Source organism: Sporosarcina beigongshangi, assembly GCF_033485195.1.
GTDB classification, from domain to species: domain Bacteria; phylum Bacillota; class Bacilli; order Bacillales_A; family Planococcaceae; genus Sporosarcina; species Sporosarcina beigongshangi.
Window position 1 is genome coordinate 66,276 of sequence record NZ_JAWLIR010000018.1, and the last position, 22,297, is coordinate 88,572.

Annotated in this window: 17 protein-coding genes; 2 read left to right on the forward strand and 15 right to left on the reverse strand. The window is 43.0% G+C overall.

Annotated elements, in window-relative coordinates; genetic code table 11:
* Positions 1–8: 8 nt before the first annotated feature.
* Positions 9–968: a BMP family lipoprotein gene (locus R2B77_RS10245; protein WP_203245883.1), complete on the reverse strand. Its 960-nt coding sequence runs from the start codon at positions 966–968 to the stop codon at positions 9–11.
* A gap of 304 nt (positions 969–1,272) precedes the next feature.
* Between R2B77_RS10245 and R2B77_RS10250 the strand changes: the two genes are divergently transcribed.
* Positions 1,273–2,859, forward strand: a complete 1,587-nt coding sequence (locus tag R2B77_RS10250) for a SulP family inorganic anion transporter (protein ID WP_203245882.1) — start codon at positions 1,273–1,275, stop codon at positions 2,857–2,859.
* Positions 2,860–2,966: 107 nt separating this feature from the next.
* Here the strand turns inward: R2B77_RS10250 and R2B77_RS10255 are convergent, their stop codons facing one another.
* Positions 2,967–4,073, reverse strand: a complete 1,107-nt coding sequence (locus tag R2B77_RS10255) for an amidohydrolase (RefSeq protein ID WP_203245881.1) — start codon at positions 4,071–4,073, stop codon at positions 2,967–2,969.
* A gap of 33 nt (positions 4,074–4,106) precedes the next feature.
* Complete coding sequence (locus tag R2B77_RS10260; protein ID WP_203245880.1) at positions 4,107–5,201, reverse strand: glycosyltransferase; 1,095 nt, start codon at positions 5,199–5,201, stop codon at positions 4,107–4,109.
* Between the two features lie 206 nt (positions 5,202–5,407).
* Between R2B77_RS10260 and R2B77_RS10265 the strand changes: the two genes are divergently transcribed.
* Positions 5,408–6,370 (forward strand): C40 family peptidase, encoded by a 963-nt coding sequence (locus R2B77_RS10265; protein ID WP_203245879.1) that lies wholly within the window; start codon positions 5,408–5,410, stop codon positions 6,368–6,370.
* Between the two features lie 56 nt (positions 6,371–6,426).
* Here the strand turns inward: R2B77_RS10265 and R2B77_RS10270 are convergent, their stop codons facing one another.
* From R2B77_RS10270 to aceA, 12 genes are all read right to left on the reverse strand, one after another.
* Positions 6,427–7,536, reverse strand: coding sequence for a CapA family protein (locus R2B77_RS10270; protein WP_203245878.1), 1,110 nt, complete (start codon positions 7,534–7,536; stop codon positions 6,427–6,429).
* A gap of 357 nt (positions 7,537–7,893) precedes the next feature.
* The gene (locus R2B77_RS10275; protein WP_203245877.1) at positions 7,894–9,582 is read right to left on the reverse strand and encodes a methyl-accepting chemotaxis protein; all 1,689 of its coding nucleotides are present in this window, start codon (positions 9,580–9,582) and stop codon (positions 7,894–7,896) included.
* A gap of 229 nt (positions 9,583–9,811) precedes the next feature.
* Positions 9,812–11,482 carry an acyl-CoA dehydrogenase family protein gene (locus R2B77_RS10280; RefSeq protein ID WP_203245876.1) on the reverse strand — a complete coding sequence of 557 codons (1,671 nt, stop codon included), beginning with the start codon at positions 11,480–11,482 and terminating at the stop codon, positions 9,812–9,814.
* Positions 11,460–12,977, reverse strand: coding sequence for a class I adenylate-forming enzyme family protein (locus R2B77_RS10285; protein ID WP_203245875.1), 1,518 nt, complete (start codon positions 12,975–12,977; stop codon positions 11,460–11,462). The genes R2B77_RS10280 and R2B77_RS10285 overlap by 23 nt, the downstream gene beginning before the upstream one ends.
* A complete protein-coding gene (locus R2B77_RS10290) occupies positions 12,970–13,359 on the reverse strand; it encodes a MerR family transcriptional regulator (protein WP_322555690.1) in 390 nt (129 codons plus the stop codon). Before R2B77_RS10290 ends, R2B77_RS10285 begins: the two co-directional genes overlap by 8 nt.
* Positions 13,360–13,513: 154 nt before the next feature.
* Positions 13,514–15,379, reverse strand: coding sequence for a PTS fructose transporter subunit IIABC (locus R2B77_RS10295; protein WP_203245873.1), 1,866 nt, complete (start codon positions 15,377–15,379; stop codon positions 13,514–13,516).
* Positions 15,379–16,299, reverse strand: a complete 921-nt coding sequence (pfkB, locus tag R2B77_RS10300; RefSeq protein WP_203245872.1) for a 1-phosphofructokinase — start codon at positions 16,297–16,299, stop codon at positions 15,379–15,381. Before pfkB ends, R2B77_RS10295 begins: the two co-directional genes overlap by 1 nt.
* The gene (locus tag R2B77_RS10305) at positions 16,296–17,048 is read right to left on the reverse strand and encodes a DeoR/GlpR family DNA-binding transcription regulator (RefSeq protein ID WP_203245871.1); all 753 of its coding nucleotides are present in this window, start codon (positions 17,046–17,048) and stop codon (positions 16,296–16,298) included. Before R2B77_RS10305 ends, pfkB begins: the two co-directional genes overlap by 4 nt.
* Before the next feature lie 404 nt (positions 17,049–17,452).
* Positions 17,453–18,619: a pyridoxal-phosphate-dependent aminotransferase family protein gene (locus R2B77_RS10310; RefSeq protein ID WP_203245870.1), complete on the reverse strand. Its 1,167-nt coding sequence runs from the start codon at positions 18,617–18,619 to the stop codon at positions 17,453–17,455.
* A 312-nt stretch (positions 18,620–18,931) separates the two neighbouring features.
* Complete coding sequence (locus R2B77_RS10315) at positions 18,932–19,060, reverse strand: YhfH family protein (RefSeq protein ID WP_203245869.1); 129 nt, start codon at positions 19,058–19,060, stop codon at positions 18,932–18,934.
* A 17-nt stretch (positions 19,061–19,077) separates the two neighbouring features.
* On the reverse strand, positions 19,078–20,691 hold the full coding sequence (gene aceB / locus R2B77_RS10320; RefSeq protein WP_203245868.1) for a malate synthase A: 1,614 nt from the start codon (positions 20,689–20,691) through the stop codon (positions 19,078–19,080).
* Positions 20,692–20,866: 175 nt separating this feature from the next.
* Entirely contained in the window at positions 20,867–22,147 is a 1,281-nt protein-coding gene (gene aceA / locus R2B77_RS10325; protein ID WP_203245867.1) for an isocitrate lyase, read from the reverse strand.
* Positions 22,148–22,297 lie beyond the last annotated feature (150 nt).

Genomic DNA, 22,297 nt, shown 5'->3' on the forward strand with positions numbered 1-22,297 from the left:
TCCCCTCCCTATTTCATTTCTGATGTAGCTTTTTCTAAATATCCGTCCAGTCTTTCTTGGTCCGCCTGCGTTAAGTCGAGAACACGGAATGGGGCTAGCCCAACCGCATTTTCTGCAAATCCAAGCTCAACATGGCCTGATGGGATTTCCCCAGTTTCTTTATAGGCATGGATAATATCAAATAATGCAAGATCAATCTTCTTCATCATCGATGTAATGACAGCTTTTTCTGCGTAAAAGTATTGATCACTATCTACTCCAATCGCGTAGACACCCTGTTTTTCAGCTTCCTGTAGCATGCCAACTCCTGTAAATCCAGCGGCAGCATACAAAACGTCCGCCTGACTATCAATCATATTTGCTGCAATTTCTGCTCCAAGTACATCATTATCAAAGCTTCCGGCATATTCAGTCATAATTTCAATCGTTGGATTCACTGATTTTGCACCTTGCACGAAGCCTTGCTCAAAACGTTGAATGAGTGGGGCTTCTACGCCACCAATAAAACCGATTGTCTGCGTTTCCGACACCGTCGCCGCAACGATACCCGCTAAAACACTTCCCTCGTTTTCCTTAAAGGTAATTGAAGTAATGTTGTTCATTTCCGATACCGCATCAACCAAAACAAATGATTGTTGCGGATAGGCTTGCGCCACTTTTTCAAGCGCTTCTTGACCTGTAAATCCAAGCGCGAATACTAAATCATTTCCGCTATTAGCGAGTTGTTCAAATCCATTTTCATACGTTCCTGTATCTGCAAGCTCTAAGTATTCAATAACAATACCTTCTTCATCCCGAGCCTTTACCAAACCAGCAAAAGCCAAATCAGAAAATGACTGATCACCAAGACCGTTTTCGGAAAGCATAACGCCAACTTTCACTTTTCCTTCAAGTGGATTTTTTTCCTCCAGTCCACACGCCCCAAGTAACAGCGTTATAAATAAAACTACCATTATTTTATTTTTCATATGACACACTCACTTTCTCTGAGCTATATACAGTAATCATTTCAATATAGCTATTTGATTCTATATCCTTCTTCGGAAGAATACTTGTAATTTGAATAGACTTTGGAGAAATTAGCCAATGTTCTTTAACTCCAATAATTCTGACTAGCAGATTGAAGAGAGTTGTTTATCAGTCCATCTGTTGATTTTATCGACGTAATCCTTTTTCAGCTGTCCTAATCTCGAACCCTTGTCACTCCAACGTTTGTTGGATATACTTAATAGAGAACGTTTCAGATAAGTCAAAGTAGACGGAGTGAATTGAATGTTCAAGGATAATCGTTATCTTCATTATGACGCAACCGGATTTCGCAAGGATTTGATTGCGGGAATTACAGTTGGTATTGTAGCCATTCCGCTCGGGATGGCTTTTGCAATTGCCTCGGGGGTCAAGCCTGAGTATGGTCTTTACACGACAATCATCGCCGGTCTCCTCGTTGCCTTATTAGGTGGATCTCGTTTTCAGATTGCTGGACCTACAGGTGCCTTCATTCCAATCTTATTAGCAATCGTACTGCAATACGGTTATGAGGATTTGCTAATTGCCGGATTTTTGGCTGGTGTTTTCCTTGTCATTATGAGTTTTCTCGGCATTAGTAGTCTAATCCACTTTGTTCCACGATCGGTTACAATCGGCTTTACAACAGGGATTGCTGTTATCATTTTTACAGGACAGTTTGGCAATTTTTTTGGCATTACTGGATTAGAGAAAAAAGAATTTTTCCATGAAAATATGATTGATCTCTTCAAGCAATTCCATACGGTCAATAGCTACAGTATTCTAATCGCAGTTATCGGTTTGGCCGTTATCTTTTTATTACCAAAGATTGCGCCACGTATTCCTTTACTGCTCGTTGCATTACTCATTCCGACAGTCATTTCATTTTTTCTATTCCCTGGGAAATTAGAAACGATTGGGACAGCATTCGGTGGTATTCCGAAGACACTTCCAAGTTTCCATTTCCCGCATATTACCTTATCTAAACTGGTATTGCTATGGCAGCCTGCGCTCATTATTGCCGCACTCGGTGCCATTGAATCGCTATTGTCAGCTGTTGTTGCAGATGGTATGAAAAGCGGGGAGAAGCATGATTCGAAGCGGGAGCTGTTCGGGCAAGGAATTGCCAATATCATTACACCATTATTCGGTGGTATTCCTGCAACAGGGGCAATCGCAAGAACTGCGACAAATATTCGTTCCGGTGCTGTTAGTCCCATATCTGGGGTTGTACAAAGTCTATTTGTTTTGGCGTTTTTGCTACTATTTGCACCTTACGCATCGCATATTCCATTAGCGGCGATGGCACCCATTTTGATGTATGTCGCGTGGAATATGAGCGCTCGCAAAGCGTTCGTTCATATTCTATCGATTCGTTCAGGGGATTCCATTGTTTTATTAACAACATTTCTATTGACGATTTTTATCAATTTAACCGTCGCCGTTCAAGTCGGGATTTTACTAGCAGCCCTCTCGTTCCTAAAGAAAATGAGTGGAAAGCTCCATATTGACGAAGCTAAGCTATCTGATGTCGAGATTGTTAAATTCGGGTTGGATAGTCCTACTTCATTAACAAAGTATACTGTAGATGGCCCTATTTTCTTTGGGACCGCCAAAATATTTGAAAATAAATATCCACAGCTGCTTGAATCTGGTGCGACAAAAATCATTCTCGACATGGAGCATCTTTCTGTCATTGATGCAACAGGTGAGGCGACACTTTTTGCATTGCTGGACGATGCGGATAAAAGAGGTATTCAAATCATTATCAAGCGTTTACCGAAGGATAAAATTTTGTTATTCAAGAAAAGTGGCTTAACGGACAAAATTGGATTGGATAACTTTTTCATGTAGAAATCGTTCAGTAAGGTGAGTCATATAATCGAGTTACTTGGTAATGTTTCATTCAAATTAAACACCAAAAAAGGAGGACCATCCATGACGGATAGTCCTCCTTCTTGTCAATCCTCCAAAAATGAGGCTTTTTTCAATGTTGCTGTCAAAATACGTGCACCAATATCGAGTGCCTCACGGTTAAATGTCATTTCTGGATGATGAAGTCCTGGCCCCAAATCCGCACCGATACCGATCATTGCGGCTTTTAACGCTGGTCGATGGATTGTATAAAAGTGAAAATCATCACTGCCTGATGTAATGATTGCTGGTGCAAACCCTTCTTCACCGACCGTTTCCACTATCGCTTCCCTCGCAATTGCTGCCGCTTCCTCTGACACCTCTGCGGCTGGTGTATAGTCACTCCAACTCAATTCAATTCCGATGTCATATAGCTGACTAATTGCTTGAATACCTTTGTCAATGCGCTCCTTCAATTCATTTAACACCGCGTTCGATTGTGAGCGTGCATCCATTGCGAATGTAGCCGTTCCTGGAATAATATTAAGGCTGTCGCCGCCAGCTTGTACCTTCGTTAGCTTCACTGAATAAGACTCAAATGGAGAGAATTGAATGGTCTTGACGAATTGTGCAATGGCAAACAACGGATCCAGCGCATTGTTCCCTTGATGTGGACGCGCACCATGTGCATCGACTCCTGTAATTTTTCCCTCTAAGAAAACGGCCGCCCCATGGTGAATAGCCGGCGCTACTTTTCCAAAAGGAATTTCTTCTTGAGGACGTAAATGCACACCGAATAAATGCGAAACGCCATCGACTGCACCTCTTTCAATCATCGCGTTCGCACCATTGCCTTTTTCTTCGGCTGGTTGGAAGATAAAACGAATGCGACTACCAAGCTCTTCTCTCTGCAAATAGGACAACGCTCCTAGTACCATCGCTATATTCGCATCATGCCCACATGAATGATTCGCTTGGAAGACACCGCCAACCTCCTGCCAAAGGGCGTCGATATCAGCGCGTACTGCAATCACTCGGTCGCCTTCTCCAATTTCAGCCACAACACCTGTCACATCGTCAAATGTATGGTGCTTGACCCGCATATCCGTTAAGATTTCCGCAAGCTTAGCAGTCGTCTTCACTTCCTTCCAACTCACCTCTGGATGCGCATGAAAATGTTCAAACCACTGACTAATTTGCTCTTTTACTACCATAGAAATCGCTCCCCACTATCTATCAATCTTTTTTCACTTTTTATCAACCGTACGATAAATAGCAAGCAAGTTCTTTAAAATAGCTTCATAAGAATGCATTGCAATCCTTTCACGTACAACGTTATCATCTATTGCAACGGAGTTTTCATCTAGTACACTCCAAAGACCTTGCACGAGAGAATCAGGATTTTTAGGTTCAACTAAAACTCCTGCGCCATCTTTCAGCAAGTAAGACAAGCCACCAACATCCGTTCCGACCACTTTCGTCCCCGCCGACATCGCTTCAAGCGCAACCAATCCAAAGCCTTCGTGATGTGAAGGAAGGACAAGCGCATCGGATGCCGACATCCAAAACGATAATTCGTCTTGCTGAAACGGCTCCTTAAAGTGGATATCTTCCACATCTTTATCGCGAATAAATGATCGCAACTCTTCAGCAAAATCACTGTCTTTCTGCGAACCAATTAAATACAGTGAGCTATTCGGTAGCGACATTTTTAACGAATCAAACGATTCAACAAGCTCGAGAAGTCCTTTAGCTCGGATGATATTCCCAACGAATAGTACTATTTTTTCTTCCATTGGTAGTTGAAGCTTATTTCGCGCTTCCTCTTTTGATACATATTTAAAAATAGACGTATCCACCCCCATGCTCATGACATGCACATTAGCGTTTGGAACACCAAAACGACTTGTCACATCGTCCCTCAGCTTGTCCCCAACAACAATGACTGCTGACGCCTGTTGCAGGATATGCTTCGTCATTTTGGCAATACGCTGACTTTTCGCCGCCATTTTATCGATATCACCGCCGTGAACTGTCACAACGTAAGGAATACCAAACAGCTTTTTCCCCATCAATGATAAAAAACCTGTTGGAAATGCATAATGCGCATGTGTTAAAGATAGCCTCTTTCGGTTTTTCATCATGTATACAAAAGAACGGATACCCCACGTCATATATTTTGTCAAAGCCTTCAATTTTCCTTTTCCAGGATCCTGAATCGCAACAACATCGACGGCAAGATCTGCCGACCGTAGAAGCTCGACTTGATTTTTTACGAACAATCCAAACGTCAAATGGCGCGAAGACGGATACATATTACTAAATATAACTATTTTTTTCATTTCTTTATTCATCCCATCTATACCAATAGCCTAATTTGCTATTACCTTTATTTAAACATGCAATGATTATAACATATCAAACGGCTGGCAATCTCATGGAATTTAAGCTGCTATGCTATTTTTTGTCCTTTGAAAAATAAGCAATCCGCACTGTAATAGTATTGTAATGTAATTGTAACCGAATTGAAGGTATTAGTTGTGCTAAGATGTTCAGAGATAAAGCACACTGTAGAGAACGTGCGAAAGGGGAATTTAAGACACTTATGAAACGTCTGTTAACTTTCATGTTAGTAAGTTTATTGTTTGCAACATCCGTTCCATCATTGGCATCTGCGAATTCTACATCTTCGCTCGTAAATACTGCACGATCTTATATCGGCTCTCCCTATTCATATGGTGGGACAAGCACTTCTGGTTTTGACTGCTCAGGCTATACACAATTTGTTTTTAATAAAATGGGAATTTCCATTCCACGATCGACGGGCCAACAATTTGCTACTGGCAATGCTGTTGCAAAAAGTAATCTTCAAACAGGAGATCTTGTCTTTTTCAACACAAGTGGTAAAGGCGTTTCGCACGTCGGGATATACATCGGATCAAACAACTTCATTCACGCTTCAACAAGTCGTGGCGTTATGATTTCTTCTATTTATGATCCTGCCTACTGGGGAAGCCGTTATATGGGCGCTCGCCGGGTGAAAGATTTCACTCCAGAGACCCAAGTAGCAGCAATTGCAGAAGCAGCGGTTGAGCATGTATCTCGTGCGGAAATCGCTAAAATCCTTGTTGATAAACTTGGCTTGATAAAAACAAGTGAACAATCCGCTTTTTCGGATATTTCTTCTGATCATCCCTATTTCGATGCGATACTCGCGGTAACAGATGCAGGTATTTTTTCAGGCAATAGCAATGGAGAATTTAATCCTGAAGATCCATTAACACGTGCTCAACTTGCAAAAGTACTAGTAGAAGCATTCCAGCTTGAAGGTTCAACGGTAACAGAAACAACTTTTAGTGACGTACCAGAGGATCATTGGGCTGCTGCATATATTGAAATACTTTATTCCCTCAACATTACAAATGGCTTTTCAGATGGAAGTTTTGGCGTGAATGATCATGTCACTGAAAGTCAATTCAAAAAATTTCTTGAATCAACTCCTAATGAATAATAACAATAAAAAGCGCTCCATTCCTATCTTTATTGGGAATGGAACGCTTTTTTCTATTACCAGGATGGCACACCTATATGTCTGCCTACCCATTCTTCATCATACATAGCGGAAGTACCCGCATTTCTTAACGGAACTACGACAAATCTTTTTTTGTCATCTTTCTTCACAGCGGTCGGATAAAATTGCGGATCAGCAATTTCCACAAAACTTTGTCCAGCGACTTCTATTTTCGCAACAGAAACTTTCGCAATGCCCCCGATATTTGTTGAATCGAACTGCTGAGCAGAATAGAAATTACCAAGCGAATAAAACACCTTCGTCTTCCCTACCTCCTCATATTTTTGCAGTACATGAGGATGGTGACCAAAAATAATATCCGCTCCCGCATTCGATACAAACTGTGCTAACTCTTCTTGCCCCTGTGACGGTGTCAGCTGATATTCGTTCCCCCAATGCATAGAGACTACGACCACATCCACAAGCTCTGACAAATGACTGATTTCCTTCTGCATTCGTTCACGGTCGATTAAAGACACTAAATATTCTTTTCCGCGCGGAACAGGATTCCCGTTTGTCCCATAGGTATAGCTCAGAACACCAATTTGAATCCCTTCAATTTCTATTGTCCGATGCGCTGCCCGGTCCTCGAAAGAAATATACGCCCCGACATAAGGCATGTCGTACTCCTTGATATGCTCGAGCGCTTTTCGCAGCCCTGCTTCTTTTCGGTCGATTGTATGGTTATTCGCAATCGATACCATGTCCACGCCATTCGCTTTCAAATCTCGAATGATATGCTTTGGACTGTTAAAACTCGGGTACCCCATCAGCCCAAGCTCCTTACCACCTGGCATCGACTCTTGGTTGGCTAACAAAAAATCGATACCCATTAGCTTATCTTTAACACCAGCAAACGCAAAATCATAATTATCATACGTAAAAAGAGGGTGATGTAGAAGGATATCACCAATCATTCCGATTGAAATCGTCGTAGAATGGGGCTCGTAATGTAGTGCTGTTAGGTTACCCCGTTTCACAAAATCAGCCGGTGCCTTCACAACGATAGGCTGCTTATCAAGCAGATTATTTGCACTATATGCAATAAATCCCCAGCCGCTAATGATGAAGACAATCATTAATGTATATACGATCTTTCTTTTCAATAGGCTATCCCCAGTCATGCAAATTTCAGATTTACTTACCACGGTACCCATTATAACCCAATGGATAGGTAAGTGGAATTTACTTTGCACTGCTTTTCCTGTGAAAAGGGAGAACCTGCAACCATTTATAAAAAAGTCGTAGGCTAAAGGTCATGAATTGCAAGCAAAGTAGCACTGAATGCAAGCAAATGGACGACGAGTGCAAGCAAACTGCTAAAAGATGCAAGCAAATTTGATTTGATGCGAAGCTTCCAACGAAAGCAGAGGACTTTACTAACAGAGCGTTGAGTTAACTTCCCTTTATTCCACAAAAAAACGAACAGCTACATCATCAGATGCGCTGTTCGTTGCTATACTTCACACTCTAAAATGTTTCATTTCTGTTTGAAGGTCCTCAGCTAATCTTGCCAATGCTTGGGCGCTCGCGGAAATTTCCTCAGTCACCGCAAGCTGTTCTTCCGTAGCAGCACTTGTATCACCTGCAGAAGCAGCCGCTTCGCCACTCAACTGCTGGATTTCATTGGCGCCACGACTTACTTCATCGGCCATCGCTTGAATTTCCTCAATGGCAGCAGATACCGTTTCGACCTTCGTCGTTACATCGCCAACCGCATATTGAATTTTCTCAAATACTTCACGCGATTGCTCAGTTGCTGCTATGCCATCATCCACGCGCTCACTCCCTGCAGATATAGATGTCACTGCACGTTTTGATGCGTTTTGGATCATACCAACCATTGCTTCAATTTCTGACGCCGAATTTTTCGATTGCTCGGCTAGTCTTCGTACTTCTTCTGCAACAACTGCGAATCCTTTACCATACTCACCTGCACGTGCCGCTTCAATCGCCGCGTTCAATGCAAGTAAATTCGTCTGATCCGAAATATCTGTAATTAGGGATGTAATAGTTTGTATTTCATCTGAATGACGCGCCATTTCTTCCATAATCCCGGAGGATTCTTGGATTGTCGTGTGAATTGTGGACATCTGTTCCGACATTTTCCCGACCATGCTCGAACCTGTCGTAATAAGTTGCGACATCGTTTCGGTTGCATAAAGCATCTCTTCATTATTATTTGCAATCTCAGCAACACCTAAAGACAGCTCTTCCATTGAAGAGGTCGATTGCCCAATTATTCTTTGCTGCTGTTCACTGCCCAACAATTGATTTTCAGCCGTCTTCGCTACCATTTCTGATGAAGCCAAACTTTCCTCCGAACTGGCAGACAGCTCATCCGATTGGATCGCTAATTGACTAGCCGATAAGTTAATTTTACGTACCATATTTGCAACATCGGTTCCCATTTTGTTAAATGCCGCTGCCATATCACCGATCTCATCTTTGTTTTTAACAGAAATTAAATCGATTGTCAGATTCCCATCTGCAATCTCGTTCAAACTATCTGTTACAATGCGGACTGGTCGTGAAATACTACGAGCGATCATCATCGAAATAACAAAACCTGCAATTACTGCAAGAGCAACCATACCGATAATGAAAATAATTGTACCAAACATATAACTTTCCAATTCACCACGCGTATCATCTCGCTCTTTAAATTGAGCCTGTTTAATGATTTCGGCATTTTCGAGTATGACGGCGCCCACTGTTGCCGTTGCCCGTCCAAGCTCTGTCGCCTTACGCTCTTTATCATCCTGGACACTTTGGATAATATCATCTTGTAAATTCACAAATTTTACTCTAGCTAATTCCATTTCTTCCAACAAAGCCTCATGTTCCGTTGACTTTAATATTTTGGATAGTTCCTCCATTAGTTCGTCAGACCGAGTAGCATTTTCTGTTCGAGCCTCTAAGTAGGAAGTATCCTTAAATAACATATAACCACGTACATTACTTTGTACCTCGTTATGCCTTAAAATGAATTCATCGATTAACTCCACTTTTTTGACACGATCATCTAATAAAAATGTGTACTCCTTATCAATGGTAATCGTTGACCATAAACTCATAGCACCAACAATTACTAGTAAGCCCAATATTGCTCCAAAGCCAAACCATAATTTTTTTGCTACAGTAAACTTCATGATTTCCCCCCTACGATCTTTTAGCCTATAAAAGCGAACTTTCTATTTAAGGACAATAGCATTAGTTTCATTCTAACATGGAAGATTGATAATATTCTACTCACTTCCATGTTTTCAGAATAATAAGAACGGAAATCTTTATAAATGCATGTATTTTTTGGTATCGCAAAAATAAGCCACGCAACCTGATGAATGGTCTGCGTGGCTATTGATTATGAAATTGATTCTACTAGAGGATTGATTCAAAGTACTGCACACTTTTCTTGGCATCACCGACTGCGCGCTCCGACCAATTCGTTTCAATGAAGATTTCCATCAGTTTTTCATGCTGACCACCATACCGAGCTGCCCATTCCAGTGCAATCACTGCTTCATAGAGCAGTGCCATTTCATGCATTAATGCTTTTGCTTCAATCGTTTGATGGTCAGGATCTAGCTTAGCAAATGTCATTAGATCCATTGCTAACTTTCCAGCTACACCAACTACCCGCTTATGCCAGGCATTATCGGGAAGAACATGAAGCCTCGTCGTTATTTCATCCATAAATAATGTGTGTGCATCGAATTTATTGACCAGGCGGATGAGTTCTAATCCTAAAATGTTAGCAGTTCCTTCCCATACGGTTAAAACTTGTGCATCGCGCAGCAACCTTGGAGTAACGAAGTCCTCGATATAACCGTTGCCACCGTGCATCTCAATCGCTTCATGGGAAAAGTGAATGGCTTGCTCAGCCGCCTCTTTTTTGAGGATAGCAATTTTTAGCCGGTTTAAGATAACATCTTCGTCGGAAGCATTGCCACTCGATACTTTATCGTATAGCCGAATGAGATCGAATGTTGTCACCAGCTCAACTTCTAGCTTTGCTTTCAGCGTGGATAAGCTTTCTCTAATCATTGGGAATTCCGTTAGCTTTTTTCCGAATGCATTGCGTCTATCCGCATACGTGTACGCTTCGTTGAACGCACGGCGCATAATGCCAAGCGAAGCAATCGCATTACAAATACGCGATAAGTTCAACGCCTCCATCATATAATAGAAGCCTTTTGTTGGATCACCGACGACATAGGCCAATGCACCGTCGAACTCAACTTCTCCAGATGGCACCGCCTTGACCCCGAGCTTATCTTTCAATCTACGAAGCTGAATGCCATTCAAAGAGCCATCTTTCTGTCGCCACGGTACAGCAAACAAACTCAAACCGCGCGAGCCTTCAGGAGCTCCCTCCATTCGCGCTAAAACCATTGCAACGCCCGCCATTCCCGCATTCGATGCAAAATATTTTTCTCCATACAAGCGATAATTATCACCATCTGCCACTGCTTTTACAACATTGGCTCCAACGTCTGAACCACCTTGCCTTTCCGTTAAGAAAGTCGCCCCTTCAAATAATTCCACATCACCCGTGGCACAAACATGTGGTAGAAACTTCTTTTTCACTTCATCACTCGCATAATGATCGAGCAAATAAGCCGTTGCTTGGGTCAATGTCACCGGACAATAAAATCCTGGCTCCGCCTGTGACAATAAATAGCCTTGTGCAAAACTGTACACATAATTCCCCTTATGCCCCAGCTCAGGTATATCTTTATGAACATAGCCGACAATCCCTGTGCGGTACGTTTCCTCCACCGTTTTCTTATAGCCTTCATTCACCCAGACATGCGAAGCATCGTCACCGTATTTATCATATTTTTCTAAACGGGGTTGCCCTTCACGGTCTGTGTGTCTGGCACGTTCATCAATTTCATTGGCAGTTAACATCCCAAAATGCATTAATTGCTGCTGGGCATACGCGTAAAATTCTGGTGATAGGGATTCCTGCAAGATTTTTTGAAGCGTTCTATCATGTTCATAAAAATTCTTTTCAAGTTCGCTATCAATCCGTTGTTGGAGTACCATGGTGATCCCTCTTTCTCAATGGTTGCTTAAGTATTTTTCCAGAAGCATTCCGTGGCAATGCCTCGACTTGCTCGTACAGACGTGGAACTTTATAGTGTGCTAGTTTCCCCTCCGCAAACTGTTTCACTTCATCCCAATCTAACTGTTCGCTGGCAGCAAAATAAGCCTTCACAGTCTCGCCCCACTCTGGATGCGGTACCCCGACAACCGCCACCTCACTGATGGATGGATGCGTAACGAGAACGTCTTCTACTTCCTTCGGATAAATATTAACCCCACCAGAAATGATTAAATCCTTCTTCCGGTCAACAATCCAGATGTACCCCTCCTCATCAACCCTCGCTAAATCGCCTGTTTTCAACCAGTCCCCGAAATACGTTTCTGCCGTCGCCTGCTCATTATTATAGTATCCAATCATATTTCCTTCCCCACGTAATAGAATTTCACCGACTTCGCCTGGCTTAACCTCTTCACCAGCTGCATTCGCCACTTTGATTTCTGCATGAAGCGCCGCCCGCTTCCCAATGCTGCCCGCCTTCGTCGCATGCTCACTTCCACTTAATAAAGTTCCATTTGGTCCTGCTTCCGTCAGTCCATACACACAAACGAGATTGTCTGTTTGAAAAGCCTGCTGGACAAATTCAACTTCCGGTTTCGATAAAGGAGCACCACCGTAAATCCACCATTTCATCGAAGACAAATTCGCCGTAGCCATTTTCGGATGCTTCGCCGTCAATAAATATGCAACAGGTGCTCCAAAGAAATGGGTCGTTCTCTCCTGCTCAACCATATCGATTAGCAAATCAGGCGTAAATGTGGGTGTTAAAACGCTTGTCGCCCCTACAATAAGACCCGCCATAAATAACAAATGAAGTGGAGCGGAATGACTAAGCGGCATCATAATTAGCAGGCGACTTTCTGGTTTTATTTCCATCTCCACACAAATCATTTGCGCAACCGTCAAGATATTTTTATAACTAAACAGCACCCCTTTCGGCTGACCTGTTGTCCCCGATGTATACAAAATTGTTGACTCCGCAGACTCTGCTAAATGGCAGTCAATTGCTGTGTCATCTTCTGAAAATACCACGCCAAAACTAGTCCAGTCTTTATACACTTCTCCTGTTTTAATTAACAACAGTTGGCTGCTCAATTCTTTGACAGCTTCAAACAATAAATCGTGGACAATGAGTGCTTTAGCTCTGGAATCATTCAGTACATAGTCGATTTCCGTAAGCGTCATCCGAGCATTAATCGGCACAATAATAGCCCCTAGACGTTGCACAGCAAAATAAGCAATCGCGAATTCTGGAGCGTTTGGCATATACAGAACAACCCTATCCCCTTGCTCAATTTCGAGACGCCTTAGCCCGTGTGCAAACTGATTCACCAGTCTATCCAACTCTTGATACGAATAGCGTTTCCCCATTCCTACAACCGCTTCCGTCAGTGGATACTTTCTTGCGTTGCGCGCCAACAATTGTGAACTATTCATTTCCCCGCTCCCCCTCTATGTCGTTTAATTTATCCGTGAATCCAACAAGAAGCTGTTCCATTTCCGCTTTCATGTCCGTAAGCTCCTGAATTTTTGCTTCTACTTGGTCCAATTTTTCATGACCAAATTTAATAGTACGCTCCAATTGCTTACGCCCCGTACGGTCTTTATCAAAAAGCAAAATCATTTCCTTTATTTCATCCAACGTGAAACCGTAGCGTTTGCCACGAAAGATGAGCCGCAATTTAACCATTTCCGCTTTCGAATAAATTCGCTTGTTGCCCTCTGTTCGATCTGGTTGCAATAACCCAAGTTCTTCATAATAACGAATGGTACGCGTCGATACCTCATATATCTTTGCAACTTCAGTAATATCCTTGATAGCTGCCTCCCTCCTTTATATATATTTGAATATTCAACCTTATTGTTAGTTTAGCATTGACGTTAACGTTAAGGTCAAGTAGAAGAGAGTATTTTACTCATACAAAAACCCCATTTCGCTACTAGACGAAATGGGGTTGTAACTGCATATTTCATTACACCTGAACAGGTTTCTTCCAAAGACCTACAATCAATGCCGTGACCAAACTTCCCACTACGATGGCAAGGAGATATAAGAATGGATTCCCTTCAATGATTGGAATGACGAATATACCGCCATGTGGTGCTGGCAAGCCAATTTTAAACATCGCCGTCAATCCACCTGCAACAGCAGAGCCGATAATCGCTGCTGGCAACACGCGCATTGGGTCTGCGGCTGCAAATGGTATTGCGCCTTCTGTTATAAAGGTGGCACCCATAATGTAGTTCGTTTTCCCAGCATCCTTTTCTGCCTTCGTAAACTTATTTTTGAAGAAGGTTGTAGCAAGTGCTATCCCAAGTGGTGGCACCATTCCGCCCGCCATAATGGCTGCGTGTGGAGCAAAGTTACCGGCGTCAATCATGGCAATCCCAAATGTAAAGGCAGCTTTATTGATTGGTCCGCCCATATCTACTGCCATCATGCCCGCAAGAATAACGCCCATCAATACTAAGTTCCCTGTTCCTAGACCGTTTAACCAATTAGAAAGTCCTGCGTTAAGTGCTGTCACTGGATCCATTACTACATACAACATAATGATTCCCGTTAAGAAAATGCCGAATAACGGGTAGAGCAATACAGGCTTGATTCCTTCCAATGAAGATGGCAGTCCTGCGAAGAGCCTTTTCAATAGTAAAACGATATAACCTGCCAGGAAGCCGGCGATCAAACCGCCGAGGAAACCAGCACCGCCTGACGCTGCCATCAAGCCGCCAACCATACCCGGCGCAAAACCAGGGCGATCGGCAATACTCATGGCGATAAAACCAGCAAGAACAGGAATCATTAATCCGAACGCATTGCCGCCACCAATCGCCATCAGTGCCGCTGCAAATTCATTATAGGATGGATCATCCGGATTAGCTGAAAGAATGCCGAACATAAACGAAATCGCAATTAAGATTCCGCCGCCGACAACGAATGGCAGCATATTTGAAACACCGTTCATCAAATGCTTATAAAAGTATGATTTCTTCGCTGTTCCTTCTTCGCCAGCACTCTCACTACCATCACCTTTAAATAGCGGTGCGTCCTGATTAACCGCTTTTTCAATCAGTTCCTGCGGGCGACGAATCCCCGCTGCAACCGGCACTTGGATCACATGCTTGCCGATAAAACGATTGGTATCTACTTTTGTATCTGCCGCAATAATGACAGCCGTTGCATTTTTAATATCTTCCTTCGTTAAAACATTTTTTGCACCACCAGAACCATTCGTTTCCACTTTAATCGGAATGCCCATTTCTCCAGCTTTCGCCTTCAATGCATCTGCTGCCATATACGTGTGCGCAATGCCAGTCGGACAAGCAGTCACAGCGACAACACTTTGCCCCCCCGCCAGAATGGCTTCCACTGTTTGCTCTTCTTCCTGATCATGTTCATTAATAATCGCTAGAACTTCGTCTTCTGAATTGGCCGCAAGCAGTGATTTCCTTACTTCTTCATTCATTAACAGACCAGACAAGCGCGCCAAAGCCGCCAAATGCGTATCATTAGCCCCTTCTGGAGCTGCAATCATAAAAAATAGATGAGCTGGACTATTATCCAATGACTCATAATCAATACCCGCTTGTGATTTACCAAATGCAATGGCAGGTGTTTTCACAGCTGACGTTTTGGCGTGCGGAATCGCAATGCCCTCTCCAATACCTGTCGTACTCTGCGCTTCTCTCGCAAAAATGGCTTTCTTAAAATCTGCCGGATTAGTAAGCTTTCCCGCTCGATCTAATTGAGTGACTAGTTCCTCAATCGCACCCTTTTTATCGGCACCCTTCATGGACAAAACAATCGTTTCCTTTGTTAATAAATCAGTGATTTTCATTAGAATTCGCTCCTTTCAATAATCGTTACTTGTGGATAGTACTGTTCGATTTTTTCTTTTGTCGCCAAGCCTACTGAAAACGCCGTTGCACTACCTGTTGCCACACCATACTTGAATGCCGTCTCAATATCAGTTGTTTGTAAATATTTCGCCAAAAATCCTGCCACCAATGAATCACCTGCACCAACGGAACTTTGCAACTCACCAACTGGCACCGAAGAGATTAACGCAAGCTCCGCATTGACGAATACTGCACCTTTTCCAGCTAATGAAACAATGACATTTTGCGCACCTTGCTCGACTAATTGCCTTGCATAAGGAATTGCTGCCGCTGGTTCCGTAATCTCAATATTAAATAATCCGCCCAATTCATGGTGATTCGGCTTAATAAGAAACGGGCGATAAGTAATTGCTTTTTGCAATAGATCACCTTCCGCATCCACTACAAACTGCACACCATTCGCCACACAAAGCTTGATTAAATCCTCATATGTTGTCTCCGGTAAAGCGGTTGGAACACTACCTGATAAAATTAACGTGCTACCCTCTGGAAGATATTTAATTTTCACTTGAAGCTGCTCATACTCCGATTTCGTAATCATCGGCCCTTGCCCATTAATCTCCGTTTCAACATCCGTCGTTAATTTCACATTAATTCTTGTATCTTCTTTGACATGGACAAAATCTGTTGTGATTTGCTCTGCTTCTAAATAGCGCTCTAAATAAGCACCTGTAAAGCCACCGATAAACCCTAATGGCCTGCTGTCCACTCCCAATCTCTTCAGGACGCGTGATACATTAATGCCTTTTCCACCGGGAAATTTCTCATCCCGTTCAATTCGATTTAACGCACCCAGTTGCAACTGTTCGAGTGTGATTAAGTAATCAATCGAAGGATTTAATGTCATTGTATAAATCATGGAGTCACAACCTTTACTGTTGTTTTATCTTTATATAAATCTATGATGTCTTCATCCAATGCATCTGTAATAATCGTAATCTTTTTCAAATCTGTTATTTTAGCAAATGAAATCTCACCAAATTTTGTATGATCTGCTAGCACAAAAGTTTCTCGTGACATTGACAGCGCTTTCTTTTTTACTAAAGCTTCCTCAGGATCAGGCGTTGTAAAACCGTGAACAGTATGAATACCATTTGCCCCTAAAAAACATTTGTCAAAATGATATTGTTCCAAGCTGATTAATGCACTCCCACCGGCCAACGCTCGGGTCCCGGCTTTCGCATAACCACCAGTCACATAAACGCGTATCCCCTTATCCAATAATCGCTCCACATGCATCAAACCATTTGTCACGACAACAAGGTCTTTTTCTGGAAGATAGTCAATCATTTCTGTAATCGTTGAACCAGCATCCAAATAAATGCAATCGCCTTCCTCAACTAAACTAGCTGCGAACTTCGCAATCTTTTGTTTCTCGTTCAAATTTTTATTTGCTTTTTCCGGCATACTTGGTTCGATAATCATGCCGTGCAATTTAGCTGCGCCGCCATGCACTCGCTTTAAAAATCGCTCTTCTTCCAGAACAGTTAAATCCCTTCGAATGGTTGATTCGGAAGCCTGTGTCGCATCAACCAAATCTTGTATTTTCACAACACCTTGTTCCTTAACGATTTGCAATATTAGCTGATGTCTTTCTGAAGTTAACAAGAATAATCACCTCCACTGTTTTCTGTATATTTCAATTATAACTAAATTACGATTAAAAGCAATCACAAATAATCAAAATCAGTCATAAATAATTATCAGGTGATTGTTTGTGACTGAATTTCAACTTTTAACGGATAATATATATAATTGAGAAACTGTTCAAGCCCTTTTACACTTTTTCGTTGGACACTTTGCTGTTCGTTGGACACTTCGGGAGATTCGTTGGAGACTTTACTGAGTTTGTTGGACACTTTGCTGTTCGTTGGACACTTTCTCGAAATGGTTGCAAACTTCGGGAGATTCGTTGGAGACTTTACTGAGTTTGTTGGACACTCGAATTGACCAATTTTCATCAAAAAAAAGCCATCCTAGTGTTTCCACCAGAATGACTTGCTCGTATTCTCTTAAACGCCCAACAAAACTTCTCCCTTAAACCGTTCAACTGCTTTCTCCACATCAACTACATGACCGATTTCATTCAACGTATCACCAATCAAACGGACCGCTTGCTCCAACATCGCATCCGTTGTATTGCCCATATGACCAATGCGGAACGCTTTTCCTGCTAAATGAGCGAGTGCGCCTGCAACGATGACGCCTTTTTTCGCCAGTGCTGAACGGAATGCCGCATCGTCTACACCTGCTGGATATAAAATACAGCTTAATGTTGAAGCGGCAACGGTTTCATCCGCTAATGCCGTCATACCGTATTCGCCTAGTGCAGCACGCACCGCCTTACCAAAAGCGTTATGACGCCTGATTCTTGCTGACATGCCCTCTTCCAAAACGAGGCGCATCCCTTCATCATAGGCATAAATCAAGTTCACAGGAGGTGTGGCAAAGTATTTTGATGGATCATTCATAATCGGAATCCAATTGTAAATATCGCAATAATAAGCAGGCACGCGCTCAATTTGCTTCCGTACCTCCAACGCGGATTGATTAAAGGCCACAATCGCGAGCCCAGGTGGTACGCCGATTGCTTTTTGGGAGCCTGTCAAAATAATATCAATTTTATAGTTAGAATCACCGTAAGTTTTGATCATATTCTCTTCCATCGCAGCCGTTGCACAGACGCCATCCAAAATGACAAGTGCACCATGTTTTTTCACGATTGGTACGAGTGCATCAAGATTGGCTGCAACACCTGTAGATGTATCCGCATGTGTAATCGTCACTGCTTTATAATGCCCTGCTGCAAGTTTTGCCTCAACTTCTTCAGGAGAAACTTGCTTTCCCCATTCCGCTTGCAATACGTCCACTTCAATACCAAAAGCCTGTCCCAATGTAATAAAACGATCACCGAAATAGCCTTGACTGATGACCAATATTTTTTCTCCAGCGACAACTGTATTGACGAGTGCCATTTCCATCGCTATTGTTCCCGAGCCTGCAACGACAAACACTTCGCCATCTGTTTGTAGCATTGCTCTCGTCTGTTCAATCGCATTTTTATAGATGGCGACAAAGCGCGGATCCGTATGTCCTCTCGTTTCACTGGCCATCGCATCATAAATTGAATCGACAACTGGTGTAGGACCCGGTATTAGCAACATTTCTTCATTACGCATAAAATTTCCCCCTTACTTTTTTCAGAGTACTTGTGAAACCTATCAAGCATAATCAAACCTATGACGGGCGTAATCTCGTCCATGACGAGCATAATACGACTCATGGCGGTCATAATCCTATCCATGGCGAGCATAACACGACTCATGGCGGTCATAATACCATCCATGGCGAGCATAACGCGACTCATACCAGTCTTAACACATGATTAATAGCATGCGTTAGTAGACTACTTCCATAGATAAGACGAAAACCCTTTATTCATTACAAAAACGGCTTATTCCTTAATGAAAGGAATAAAGCCGTTTCCATAATTACTCTTCATTCAAACCCATACAGCGCTCACATTCGTAGAGTGGGGAGTCAACTTTCTCTACAATTTCACAGCCACATTCCCGACAAATCTTTTTCGGCTGGTCACTTCTGTTTGTGTTCGTCTGCATACTGATCTCCTCCATTATCATTTTAATTTGTCATACCCAGGCACGGTCAAAAATTCTGCGAAGTCATTTTGCAATATCAGCGTTGAAAATAGTTCAGCCGCCTGCTCGAATTTCCCTGTATGGAAGTTGCTTTCACCGACTGTCTGTTTAATGATTGCTAGTTCTTCGTTCACTATATCCGTCACCAATTGTTCCGTAATATCGCGGCCATCCTCCAATTTCCCTTGTGCACGGCGAATCCATTGCCACACTTGTGACCTTGAAATTTCTGCGGTCGCAGCGTCTTCCATTAAATTATTTATGGGCGCTGCACCATTTCCCCTAAACCAGGAAGCCATATACTGAATGCCGACACTACAATTCATCCGCAGTCCTTGTTCTGTAATTGTTCCGAGTGGCACTTCCACCAAATCTTCCGCAGTCACTTGGACGTCCTGCCGTTTGCGGTCAATTTGATTTGGTGTTGGCATATGCTCGTTGAATTGCTCCAACGCAACGGGGACAAGTCCTGGATGTGCAACCCATGTACCGTCATGCCCGTCTGTTGCTTCACGGCGCTTATCCTCACTAACTTTCGCGAAGGCTTCGGCGTTTGCTTGCGGATCATTTTTAATCGGAATTTGCGCCGCCATTCCCCCAATGGCTGGTGCATTCCGTTTATGACAGGTTTGCACACAAAGCAATGTGTACGCCCGCATGAACGGGGACGTCATCGTCACTTGGCCACGATCCGGCAAAATAACATCCGGCCGATTGCGCAGTCGTTTGATGAAGCTGAAAATATAATCCCAGCGTCCACAATTCAACCCTGCGGAATGATCCCGCAACTCATACAAGATTTCATCCATCTCAAACGCTGCCATAATCGTTTCAATTAATACCGTTGCGCGGATTGTACCTTGCGGAATGCCGAGTTGCTGCTGTGCAAAAACAAAGATATCATTCCACAATCTCGCCTCCAAATGACTTTCTAGCTTTGGTAAATAAAAGTACGGACCCGAACCTCTCGCCACTAATTCCTTAGCGTTATGGAACATATACAATCCAAAATCGAAGAAACTTCCTGCCATCGGCTCCCCATTGACAACAACGTTTTTCTCCAGTAAATGCAACCCTCGTGGTCGAATCATCAATACAGCAATTTCGTCGTTTAACTTATACGTCTTGCCATTGGACTGCTGCTTAAATGCAATCGTTCTGCGAACAGCATCCTTCATATTCCGCTGCCCCTCTAGCATGTTTGCCCAGGTTGGAGATGTCGCATCTTCAAAGCAAGCCATGAACGTTTTCGCACCAGAATTCAGCGCATTGATAACCATTTTCCGGTCAACTGGGCCTGTTATTTCTACCCGTCTATCATGGAGATCATCTGGAAGAGGTGCAATTGTCCAATTCCCTTCCCTAATCAACTGCGTTTCAGGCAAGAAATCCAGTTTACTCCCCCGATCAATATCCCGTTGTCGCTCTTGCCGCTTTGCAAGTAGCTCCTGCCTTCTCCCGTCAAATTCATTATGAAGAGATTGTAGAAATGCCAATGCTTGTGGCGTTAAAATCTCCTCACTCTCAGCCGTTAACTCCCCTAAAACGTCTATCGTATTGGATATTGCTTGTTGAGTAGACAGATTGATCATCCTCCCCGATTCTCTTTTCAATCAACAATATAAGTCGAACTATTAATTTTTATCTACTCTCCAGCAAAGGCGCCTTAAAAGGGGTAGCCGGAGCCATAAGACTGACGGCGAAACTGTCTGGCTTATGGCGGAAGGCATCCCCTAGCGCCTAAGCGAATGCAATGGAATTCCTAAATCAAACAAACTGTGCGACTTCCGTTGAACCTTGCATTGCCGTCGTCGAAGACGTTCCACCCGAAATGATTTGTGACACTTCATCAAAGTACCCTGTACCTACTTCGCGTTGGTGTCTTGTCGCTGTGTAGCCTTTATCTTCATTGGCAAATTCAGCTTGCTGTAGTTTCGAATAAGCTGCCATGCCATTGTCTTTATAATCATGCGCAAGATTAAACATGCTGTGGTTCAGTGAGTGGAAACCTGCAAGTGTAACGAACTGGAATTTATAGCCCATTTTACCGAGCTCCACTTGATATTTAGCAATCGTTTCTTCATCCAAATTTGCTTCCCAGTTGAAGGAAGGTGAACAGTTGTAGGCCAGTTTCTTACCTGGGAACTTCGCATGAATCGCATCCGCAAATTGCTGTGCTTCTTCTAATGAAGGATGGGACGTTTCACACCAAACAAGATCCGCATACGGTGCATAAGCCAATCCACGTGCAATCGCTTGGTCAATACCTGGTCGAGTACGATAAAACCCTTCAGGTGTGCGTTCTCCTGTTAAGAAGTCTTTATCTACTGGGTCAATATCGCTTGTCACCATATCCGCCGCATCTGCATCAGTCCGTGAGATGAGTACAGTCGGTACACCTAGTACATCAGCCGCCAGTCTCGCGGCAACTAAGTTACGAATCGCATTTTGCGTCGGTAGCAATACTTTACCGCCCAAGTGGCCACATTTCTTTTCAGATGCCAGTTGATCTTCCAAGTGAACACCCGCTGCGCCTGCTTCAATCATGCCCTTCATTAATTCAAAAACATTTAAAGGTCCGCCGAAGCCCGCTTCAGCATCGGCTACAATTGGTGCAAACCAATCGAAACCGTCTTCACGTCCTTCTGCATGATCGATTTGGTCAGCCCGTTGTAGTGCTTGGTTAATACGTTTTACAACAGATGGTACGCTGTTTGCTGGATATAAGCTTTGGTCCGGATACATTTGACCTGATAGATTTGCATCTGCCGCCACTTGCCAGCCACTTAAATAGATCGCTTGTAGTCCAGCCTTTACTTGTTGCACAGCCTGATTTCCTGTCAACGCGCCAAGTGCATTGATGAAATCTTCCTCATGAAGGGATTTCCATAATCGATCCGCACCTTTTGCTGCCAGCGTATGGTCGATTAGAATAGAGCCTCGTAGTTTCACAACATCCTCCGCAGAATAAGGACGCTCAATCCCTTTCCAGCGGCTATCCTCCGCCCAGCTTTTCTCCAATTGCGCAATCTGTTGTTGTCTAGTCATATACTCCTCCACACCTTTCCATTTTTTAACGTTCAGCCGTTTTGTAAAATTAATGCTTTCGAACTGTTTCATAACAGCCAAAGTTGTTATACAGTAATATATAACAGAAAATTAAAACTGTCTGTACATTTTGACAAAAGGGCCTTTTTG

Coding starts and splice junctions, on each gene's coding strand:
- R2B77_RS10260 (WP_203245880.1), bottom strand. CDS start 5,201: ATGAAAAAAATAGTTATATTTAGTAATATGTATCCGTCTTCGCGCCAT.
- pfkB (WP_203245872.1), bottom strand. CDS start 16,299: ATGATTTATACAATGACATTAAATCCTTCGATTGATTACTTAATCACA.
- R2B77_RS10310 (WP_203245870.1), bottom strand. CDS start 18,619: ATGCGTAATGAAGAAATGTTGCTAATACCGGGTCCTACACCAGTTGTC.
- R2B77_RS10315 (WP_203245869.1), bottom strand. CDS start 19,060: ATGCAGACGAACACAAACAGAAGTGACCAGCCGAAAAAGATTTGTCGG.
- R2B77_RS10295 (WP_203245873.1), bottom strand. CDS start 15,379: ATGAAAATCACTGATTTATTAACAAAGGAAACGATTGTTTTGTCCATG.
- R2B77_RS10285 (WP_203245875.1), bottom strand. CDS start 12,977: ATGAATAGTTCACAATTGTTGGCGCGCAACGCAAGAAAGTATCCACTG.
- R2B77_RS10255 (WP_203245881.1), bottom strand. CDS start 4,073: ATGGTAGTAAAAGAGCAAATTAGTCAGTGGTTTGAACATTTTCATGCG.
- R2B77_RS10280 (WP_203245876.1), bottom strand. CDS start 11,482: ATGGTACTCCAACAACGGATTGATAGCGAACTTGAAAAGAATTTTTAT.
- R2B77_RS10265 (WP_203245879.1), top strand. CDS start 5,408: ATGTTCAGAGATAAAGCACACTGTAGAGAACGTGCGAAAGGGGAATTT.
- R2B77_RS10245 (WP_203245883.1), bottom strand. CDS start 968: ATGAAAAATAAAATAATGGTAGTTTTATTTATAACGCTGTTACTTGGG.
- R2B77_RS10275 (WP_203245877.1), bottom strand. CDS start 9,582: ATGAAGTTTACTGTAGCAAAAAAATTATGGTTTGGCTTTGGAGCAATA.
- aceB (WP_203245868.1), bottom strand. CDS start 20,691: ATGATCAATCTGTCTACTCAACAAGCAATATCCAATACGATAGACGTT.
- aceA (WP_203245867.1), bottom strand. CDS start 22,147: ATGACTAGACAACAACAGATTGCGCAATTGGAGAAAAGCTGGGCGGAG.
- R2B77_RS10250 (WP_203245882.1), top strand. CDS start 1,273: ATGTTCAAGGATAATCGTTATCTTCATTATGACGCAACCGGATTTCGC.